This is a genomic window from Chryseobacterium ginsenosidimutans (genome assembly GCF_039536845.1).
GTDB classification, from domain to species: domain Bacteria; phylum Bacteroidota; class Bacteroidia; order Flavobacteriales; family Weeksellaceae; genus Chryseobacterium; species Chryseobacterium ginsenosidimutans_B.
In genome coordinates this window covers 951,696-960,220 of record NZ_BAAAZJ010000010.1, presented here as the reverse complement: position 1 = coordinate 960,220, position 8,525 = coordinate 951,696, and the positions used below count along the sequence as shown (strand labels likewise).

The window sequence follows — 8,525 nt, the reverse complement described above, 5'->3', positions numbered from 1 at the left end:
AAACATTACCTCAAAAAAAGGCAATTTTTATCGTATTTTAGGGCTTTTTAGGGCTTTTTTGGTATCCTTTTCTTTTAGACAATTAGTTTTAAGCCCCATACAAGTGCTTTTTTCTCTAATTGGTTCTGATATGATATAAAACTGAATTTTTTATAGAATTTACGGACGACCAGAGCCATTTCCATCATCGCAAAGTGTTCACCGATGCAAAGTCGGGGACCTGCTCCGAAAGGATAGTAAGCAAAGTTTTTTGCATTTTCATCATCAAAACGCTCAGGAATAAAAGAATCTGGATCATTCCAATATTTTGGATTTCTATGTAAACCTGTTATATAAAGGATAATTAAAGTTCCTTTCGACCACGAATATTCTTTGAAGCTGTCATTTTCCAAAGCTTGTCGATCGATTGCCCAAGCAGGAGAATGCAGTCGCATGGCTTCTTTAATGATATTTGAAGTGAAAGATTTTTTCATTAAACTTTCAGAAGTAAAAATATTTTCACCTTCTTCGGCAATTTCTTGTTTTAATTTTTTCTCGGCTTCAGGATTCTGACTGATCTCAAAAAAGATAAAACTTAAAGCATTCGCAGTTGTTTCATGACCGGCAATGAAAAGGATAAGCATTTCATCAACGAGCTGTTCATCGGACATCGGAAGTTGTATGTCTTCATATCTTGTCTGAATCAGCATATCCAGCAAATCATTTTTCTCTTCTCCCGAACTTCGTCGTTTATCCAAAACACTTTGAATAATGGCTTTTGATCTGTTGCTTTTTTTAATCGTTTTATCGATGGCACCCAAAAATTTCAAAACTTGAGAATAAAAAGGCAAACGCACTTCTTTCGCAAAAACCTCCTGAACTTCCGTAATAATTTTGCCTAATTCTTTTACCTTGCCTTCATCGATATCAGAACTGAAAAGGGTTTTCGCAACAATATTAAATGCAAGTGTATGAAAAAAATCGTACAGATCGACATCTTGATCAGGTTTGAATGATTGAAAAGCTTTATCAATTTCCTCTTCCATAATAGAAACCAGATTCGCAATTTTTGCTTTACTGAAACCGGGTTGAATCAATCTTCTTTGTTTCAGCCAATCTTTTCCGTTGTTGGTAAGCAAGCCGTTTCCAAGATATTTTCCTAAAGTGACAGATTGTATTTCGGATTTATAATAATTTTTATGATTTTGCTTTAAAATATATTCTGTGAATTCTTTATCCTGAGAAAAAATAAAGTTTTTATTGGTAAAACTTGCATTGATATAATAATTGTCGCCTAAAATGCGATGGTTTCCGCTGATGACTTCCAACGGATTTTTCAATCCTTTAAATAAAGAATACAACTTTCTTTTCCCTTTAATTTCTGTTGGATAATTGAACTTTTGAATCATATCAAATATTTAAACTAAAAATACAACTTATCCTTGGATCTTGTTTAAAATTAACGTGCTTTAATCTTCAATAAAATAGTTTTTTGGTCAATCGCAAAGGCGCAAAGGTTTTTTAGTCTTGATGAATTTTTTAAGGCGCATGAAAATCTGAGGTATTAAATTTTATAGAAGATAAAATCTTTGCGCCTTAAAGCTGTATTTTAAATTTAGTTTGCGTCTTTAAAATCAAAAGCTTTAAATCAAAACCCCTATTTTTGTATAGAATTTGCTAAAAAAATTCAATTAAAATAAAATCACACATGATAAACTCAGGATTTTTATTGCCGTTTATTCTTTTGGGAACAATTGCTTTCGGTCAAAATCAATTTGAATTAAAAGATGCATCAAAAAACTATGATGTTAAAATTAATGTTGAAAATTGTGACAAAGAAGAATGTAAAGGAAAGGCTACGATAGAATTATTTGATAAAAATACTTCTAAAAAATTTCAAACCTTAATTTCCGACGATCTGAATTTTTATTTAAATGAAGATCAGAAACCAACAGCCAATATCATTCAGTTATATGATGAGCAGAGTCCGTTGATTTTTGATGATTTTAATTTTGACGGGACAGAAGATATTGCCATCAGAAACGGAAATGAAAGCGGGTACGGCGGACCTTCTTACGATATTTATGTTTTTAATATTACTAAAAAACAGTTTGTTCCGAGTGAAGAATTAACGGCTCTTGCGCACGAAAATCTGGGAATGTTTAATACGGATTCTGAACGGAAAAGATTAATTACCTATTCAAAATCAGGTTGTTGTTGGCATATGACGACAGAATATTCTGTTCTTCCGCAAAGAGGATTATTTAAAGTGTATGAATTGGAGGAAGATGCAACAGGCGGTGAGAACGTTGTCGTGACAAAACGAGAATTTATTAATGATAAATGGATACAAAATGTTAAAACCTATCCAATAAACGAATATTATAAAGATTAACAATGAAGATACAAAAAGAGATTGATTTTATTCTGGCAGTTGATGCCTTAAAAAATGTACAAAGAAGAAATTACAATGCAGATGACTCCAGAAGAGAAAATACAGCGGAACATTCGTGGCAAATTATCATTTTAGCTCAGATTTTATTTCCATATGCGAAAAACAGAGCAGATATCGATTTGTTAAGGGTGATCAGAATGCTGTCAATTCACGATTTGGTAGAAATTGAAGCTGGTGATACTTTTTTATTTGATGAAGCGGCAATGGTCGGAAAGTTTGAAAGGGAAAAAATTTCAGCTCAAAAGATTTTCGGAATTCTGGATGAACCATTGAGAACAGAATTTTTCAATATGTGGCTGGAATTTGAAGAAGAACAAACTCCTGATGCAATTTTCGCTTGTGCAATCGACAGGATTATGCCTTTTATTCTAAATTCTCACACTTCCGGAAAAAGCTGGACGGAAGCCGGAGTTACAGAAAAACAAATCAGAAATATGTTGGAGAATGCTATTGTAAGAGCTTCTGATGAAATGGGAGAGGCTTTTCAACATTTGTTAATTAAAAATTTAGAAACTGAAAAAGTTTTGAAATAATTTTTTGGATAAAGAGTTTCGGCGGGCAAAGCCCGCCGAAACTCTTGAATAAACATTTGGAAATATTGACTCCGGCGACCTTTGGTCGCCGGAGCTCTTTATAGTATTGAGATTGGTTTCTTAAATTCATCAATCGCCACAAAAGTAAAATCACCGACAATGGCTCTTTCTCTTTCATAAGAATACATTTGTTCGGTGTAGATTTCTACATTTACTTTCATGCTGGTATTTCCGACGTGGGAAACTTTTCCGATCAGTTCCACAATTGTTCCTGCAGGAATAGATCTTTTAAAATCAATTTTATCGCTACTTACGGTTACTACACGCTTTCTGGCAAATCTTGTTGCAGCAATGAAAGCCACTTCATCCATCAGTTGCATCGCAGTACCTCCGAAAAGCGTATCATAATGATTGGTTGTGTTGGGAAAAACTGCTTTAAAAATTCGTGTTTCGGATGCTTCAATTCTTTCTTCTGTAGTCATATTTCATTATTAAATTAAAGCGAGATGAAATACTATTGAAACAAATCAGGAAATCTCAAGAACATCAAAATTCCTGAAACAAACTATAAGATCAATAAACTTCAAATCGCGAAAGTTTTTTGTTTAAAGAAAAAGGCAGGTCTCCTGACTTGTAACATCTTTATTTCCTTCCCATGACTTGCACAGTGGATTTTTTATAAAGACTTCGGTTACTTACAGTTGCGCGACAGTCCGTGATTTTCACACGATTCCCTTTTAATCTGCAGTTAAGCAAAACCAATTTCCAAAAGCTATATATTTATAACTTTTCAACGGCAAAAATAATGATTATTGATGAATTATTCAGGGTTTTTGTAAATGATCTGACTTTCAACTTTTGCCTGTTTGATTGTCCAGATCGTAGTGTATCGATTTTCACCGGAACCGTTAATCATGTAAAGAAAAATATGGTCATTATCAATAGCCGTAACTCCGACATTATTGAAATCCATTGTTGGCTGAAACATATTTTTAATGGCATCTCTCACAAAAACGGAACCTCTTCCCGGTTGTTGAACTCGGACAGATTTAATTTCGGTCATTCCTTGAGGTAGCTCTTTGCCGATTCCCCAGGTTTTTGTTTTGTCAATTTTAATGATATTTCCGTCCGCATCTTTTTCCTGCTTACGGAAACCGGCATTTGAAGGATAAATATCAATGATAACTTTTGTTCTCTGGTTTCCCGGGATTTTTGGATTGCTGTCGTCAGTAAAAATTAATGATTTCCCGTTTTTAGATTTTGAAGGAGTAAATTGGGGTAATTTATCAACAAAAACAACTCGGTTTTTATTCACCATTCCTTCTTTATTGATGCTGTCGTACCTTACAAAAGGCTTATCGGTATCATCTTTTTCAGGATATTTGATCCAGATCCATTCCGTTTCTCCCGGGGCGGGTTTTACGTAAACAAAAACGTCACCGGTTTTCATACGGATTTTATCGATGATTTTTCGGTAGTCATCTTTGTGAACACGTACCATGGCATAACCTTCCTCAGCTTTTACAACACCGAAAGGAACTTTATCCTGACCTTTTGCAAAAGCCATAGAAAGAACACTGAAAACTGATAAATAAAACGCTTTGTTTACGGAAATCATCATGAAATTTTTTTGACAGTTCAAATATATAAATTAAATACTTTTGGGTAGATAATTATTCTGTTGCAATTCTTTTAAATCTTTAATTTGTTTTAAATAACCATCAGAAAGCATATAAACTTCATCCGAAATATCCAAAACTTCCTGAAAACGATGGTCGGAAATAATAATTCCTTTTTCTTTCAGCTGTTCTTTTATGATTTTCTGTATTTCAGATATGATTTTTGGAGATAATGCGTTAAACGGTTCATCCAGCAAAATAAATTTAGAATCTGAAAAAATGATTAATAAGACTTCAATAATTTTCTTTTCACCGCCGGAAAGATTTCCTGAGGTTTCATTAAGGAAAGGTTTTATTAATTCTAATTTAAAAAGTTTATCTGAATTTTCTTGAGTACAAAAAAGTGAAATCAGTTTTTTGATCTTAATCCCTTTTGGTAGGAAAGAATATTGCGGTAAATAAGAAATTCTGCCTTTCCTGTCTATCTGATGTTGAAGAACTTTATCATCAACCCTGATAAATTGTGAATCTCCTTTCACTATTCCGAAAATAATTTTCAGCAGAATAGATTTTCCGGTTCCGTTTCTTCCCAATAATCCAACTACTTTTCCTGTTTCACAGCTTATGTAAATATTTTTTAAGAGCTTCTTTTCATCGAAAGATTTTGTAACGCTGTCAACATGTAATTTACTCATAAAAACTTTGTGATGATGTTTATAATTAAACCAATTGAAACGGTTGTTATCCAAAGAAACTGCCTTGAAAACCCGAAATTTGCATAAAAAATATATTCGTTTTTTAACCTTAATTCATAAATTAAAAAATGAAGCGACGGCAAAAATACAAGAAAACATAATCCAAAACCGTTGATAGAAAATCCAAACTGCGAATCCATAAGAATAGAAAATAAAACAGCCGGGATTAGTAATTTAAAATAGAAAATCCACAGAACTTTAAAACTTTTGATCATATTCAAATGTAATAGATTAAAAAAATAAAGATGTACTTATAAGTAATATTTTTAAATATTTCATGGATTTTGAGAAAACGGAACCTGATTAAAATTCCTCAAAAAATAAAAATAAAAAGAGAGTTATAGTTATTAACTACACTCTCTTTTATTAATCAAATTTAATTATTTCTGTATCTTGGCTTTTACACCGCTATTTTTAATAATGTTTCTGAGTTCCAAAATCTGTTCTTTTGTAAAATACTTTTTCGGAACCATATTCATAACCTGTGCACTTTGATAAATCAAAAACCAGTCTTTATTTTCTTTTACCTTATAAACTGTATTCCACTCAAATTCTGCGTCAAAAGTTTCGCCTTCAGTACGGATTTTTTCATTCGTAAAAGTGTAAGAAATACCTTCCTGAATTTTTTTGTTGGAATTAAAAGCATTTTTCAGACTAAAATAAGTGCGTATTATAATAAACACAAAGATAATAGAGGAAAAAGTACACATCAATTTCAAATATTCTTTACTATCATCTTCAGCATTATAAAGATTTATGAATAGAACAGTTAAAAGGATTACAAGATATATTATCATCCTTATTACTGAATTTTTCAAATGAAATATAAAAAAATCCTTAAATGTAATGTGCGTTTTTACAGTCATAAATAAAAATTAAATTCTCTCCAGTTCATCTGCATCGATCGTCGTCTTGAAAGTCCCGTAATTCACGATAACTTTTTTTCTGGAAATTTTCTCAATCGTACCCACACTCGTACTTCCTGTAATACGGACGCGTTGTCCTACTTTCATCCAGACAGCGCGGTCTGTGATGCGTTTTTCTTCCAGTTTTTCGTTGGTTTCCGATATTTTTTCGATAACCTCTTCTTTCTTCAATTGTTGCGTGATCTTTCTTTTCACCACCTGAAGACGCTTCGTTTCATCCTTATCGGCTCCGATTTTCCTGAATTTTTCCTGTTCCAGAATTTTTACAAAATCTTTCACGACATCTTTTCTCGATTTTCCTTTTATATAGCTGTCAATAAAGGATTCTATTTTATTTCCAAACTGAAGTTTACGGTGTTCTTCTTCATATAATTTCTGGAAATTGAATAGTTTCTGTTGAAGCTGTTCGTTCAGTTTTTGTAAATTATCGCGTTTGTCTTCTACAGATTCTTTTCTTTCTGCAAGATCAGTTTTCAGTTTTTCAACTTCGTATTTTTCCTGCTGAAGCTTTACGATTGTTTTATCAAGATTCACGATGTCGTGTTCCACTTTTTTCTTTGCAGAATGAATGATAAACCTCGGGATTTTATTCTTTTCAGCAACCTCAAATGTAAATGAACTTCCGGCTTGTCCGACTTCCAGTTTGTACATCGGCTCCAACGTTTCTTCATTAAACAACATCGCTGCATTTTCTGCATTAGGAAGCTCTTCAATCACCAATTTGATGTTAGTGTAATGAGTCGTAATGATCGCAAAACTCTTTTTATCATAGAAAAACTCAAGGAAACTTTCTGCCAAAGCGCCACCCAATTCCGGATCAGAACCTGTACCAAATTCATCAATCAGTAATAGGGTATTTGCGTCGGCTTCACGAATGATTCCGCCCATTTTCTTTAATCTTGAAGAATATGTTGAAAGATGATTTTCAATAGATTGATTATCACCAATATCGGTCATGATTTTATCAAAGAAAAACATTTCAGATTTTGGATGAGTCGGAACCAAAATTCCGCTCTGAATCATCAGTTGAAGCAATCCGACAGTTTTTAATGTGATCGATTTTCCACCAGCATTGGGTCCGGAAATACAGATAATTCTGTTGTGATCCGTCAAAGTCAGTGTTTGGGAGAAAATAGTTTTGTTTTCTGCCTTATTTCTTAAAAATAATAAAGGATGAAAAGCTTCTCTTAATCTTAAAGTTCTATGACGGTTAATTTTCGGTAAAACTCCATTGATTAATTCTGCAAACTTTGCTTTTGCTCTCGTTAAATCAAGATCAAAAATATAAGCCTGATATTTCCAAAGCTGAGGTTGAAATTCTGCCAGTTCTGCCGTTAATTTTCTAAGGATTTTATCAATTTCTTTCTTTTCTTCCTCTTCATTTTCTTTAAGTTTGAAGTAATGTTTTACTACGCTGTCAGGTTGAATGTATGTGATCGATCCTGTTTTTGAAAGTCCCAACACTCGTCCCGGAACTCTTTTCTTATATGCTGATTTTACTGCTAAAACCCTTTGATCCTCTATAATACTTTCACGAATATCATCTAAGAAATCACTTTGTCCGTAATTAAACAAAACACGGTTGAAATTTTCAGTGATTGCTTTTTTAGCATGTTGAATTTCTGTTCTCAACGTTTTTAGAACGGGTGAAGCTTCACTTTTCACTTCTCCAAAACGGTTAAAAACTTTGTCAACTTTATCAATAATTTCTTTTTTAAATTCCAAGACAGAAACGTCCTGTATCAAAGTAGGAAATGTTTCAGGCATGGTTGGGAAAAACTTCTGGAGTTTTCCGATTTGCTCCGTGATGGTTTTGATTTTGATGAAAGCACTGTTTTCCAGACGATAATTCTCGATCAGCATTACTTTTAGCTCACTTTCAATATCTTCATATTCATCAAACGGAATCGCATTTGAACTTTCAAAACTCGACAGATATTCGGAAGTTTTTTTCAAAGAAAGTTCTGCCTCGTCAATTTCCATCGGACGAAGTTGAAGAATTTTTTCTCTCGTTTTCGGAGAATATGCAAAAGGAGAAATTTCCGCGAGCAATTGCGGAAACTCTAATTCGTTTAAATCTTCTTTATTTATATACACAATGCAAATTTAGTGAGAAAATGTGATTATTACATATATTTGATATTTAGAAGAAAAAAAGACTGTAAATATTTAAAAAATTAAAAATTCTGGACTTTTAAACAAATTATTTTGGACCTTTGAACAAATGAATCTTGTCGCTCATTCCTGAAATTTGTTCT

The 8,525-nt window shown here is 32.8% G+C and carries 8 protein-coding genes and 1 riboswitch; of the genes, 2 read left to right on the top strand and 6 right to left on the bottom strand.

Translation table 11 applies throughout. From position 1 onward, the window contains the following. Positions 1 to 74 precede the first annotated feature (74 nt). The gene (locus ABD745_RS16250; protein WP_344832304.1) at positions 75 to 1,388 is read right to left on the bottom strand and encodes a cytochrome P450; all 1,314 of its coding nucleotides are present in this window, start codon (positions 1,386 to 1,388) and stop codon (positions 75 to 77) included. 299 nt (positions 1,389 to 1,687) lie between these two features. Between ABD745_RS16250 and ABD745_RS16245 the strand changes: the two genes are divergently transcribed. Next, the gene (locus ABD745_RS16245; RefSeq protein ID WP_344832297.1) at positions 1,688 to 2,374 is read left to right on the top strand and encodes an XAC2610-related protein; all 687 of its coding nucleotides are present in this window, start codon (positions 1,688 to 1,690) and stop codon (positions 2,372 to 2,374) included. A 2-nt stretch (positions 2,375 to 2,376) separates the two neighbouring features. Further along, positions 2,377 to 2,967 (top strand): HD domain-containing protein, encoded by a 591-nt coding sequence (locus ABD745_RS16240; protein ID WP_047397855.1) that lies wholly within the window; start codon positions 2,377 to 2,379, stop codon positions 2,965 to 2,967. 98 nt (positions 2,968 to 3,065) lie between these two features. On the opposite strand, the gene ABD745_RS16235 is transcribed toward ABD745_RS16240, so the two are convergent. The 5 genes from ABD745_RS16235 to ABD745_RS16215 form a co-directional block, all read right to left on the bottom strand. Continuing rightward, positions 3,066 to 3,449, bottom strand: coding sequence for an acyl-CoA thioesterase (locus tag ABD745_RS16235; RefSeq protein ID WP_344832289.1), 384 nt, complete (start codon positions 3,447 to 3,449; stop codon positions 3,066 to 3,068). A 117-nt stretch (positions 3,450 to 3,566) separates the two neighbouring features. Next, a riboswitch (cobalamin riboswitch) is annotated at positions 3,567 to 3,745 on the bottom strand. A gap of 42 nt (positions 3,746 to 3,787) precedes the next feature. Continuing rightward, a complete protein-coding gene (locus ABD745_RS16230) occupies positions 3,788 to 4,588 on the bottom strand; it encodes a hypothetical protein (protein WP_344832284.1) in 801 nt (266 codons plus the stop codon). A 30-nt stretch (positions 4,589 to 4,618) separates the two neighbouring features. Beyond that, positions 4,619 to 5,281 carry an ATP-binding cassette domain-containing protein gene (locus tag ABD745_RS16225; RefSeq protein WP_344832282.1) on the bottom strand — a complete coding sequence of 221 codons (663 nt, stop codon included), beginning with the start codon at positions 5,279 to 5,281 and terminating at the stop codon, positions 4,619 to 4,621. Positions 5,282 to 5,721: 440 nt separating this feature from the next. Continuing rightward, a complete protein-coding gene (locus tag ABD745_RS16220) occupies positions 5,722 to 6,138 on the bottom strand; it encodes a YcxB family protein (RefSeq protein WP_344832280.1) in 417 nt (138 codons plus the stop codon). A 78-nt stretch (positions 6,139 to 6,216) separates the two neighbouring features. After that, positions 6,217 to 8,364 (bottom strand): endonuclease MutS2, encoded by a 2,148-nt coding sequence (locus ABD745_RS16215; RefSeq protein ID WP_344832274.1) that lies wholly within the window; start codon positions 8,362 to 8,364, stop codon positions 6,217 to 6,219. Positions 8,365 to 8,525 lie beyond the last annotated feature (161 nt).

Excerpts from the sequence above, each read along its gene's own strand:
- ABD745_RS16220 (WP_344832280.1), bottom strand. The coding sequence starts at position 6,138 with ATGATAATATATCTTGTAATCCTTTTAACTGTTCTATTCATAAATCTT.
- ABD745_RS16235 (WP_344832289.1), bottom strand. The coding sequence starts at position 3,449 with ATGACTACAGAAGAAAGAATTGAAGCATCCGAAACACGAATTTTTAAA.
- ABD745_RS16225 (WP_344832282.1), bottom strand. The coding sequence starts at position 5,281 with ATGAGTAAATTACATGTTGACAGCGTTACAAAATCTTTCGATGAAAAG.
- ABD745_RS16240 (WP_047397855.1), top strand. The coding sequence starts at position 2,377 with ATGAAGATACAAAAAGAGATTGATTTTATTCTGGCAGTTGATGCCTTA.
- ABD745_RS16230 (WP_344832284.1), bottom strand. The coding sequence starts at position 4,588 with ATGATGATTTCCGTAAACAAAGCGTTTTATTTATCAGTTTTCAGTGTT.
- ABD745_RS16250 (WP_344832304.1), bottom strand. The coding sequence starts at position 1,388 with ATGATTCAAAAGTTCAATTATCCAACAGAAATTAAAGGGAAAAGAAAG.
- ABD745_RS16245 (WP_344832297.1), top strand. The coding sequence starts at position 1,688 with ATGATAAACTCAGGATTTTTATTGCCGTTTATTCTTTTGGGAACAATT.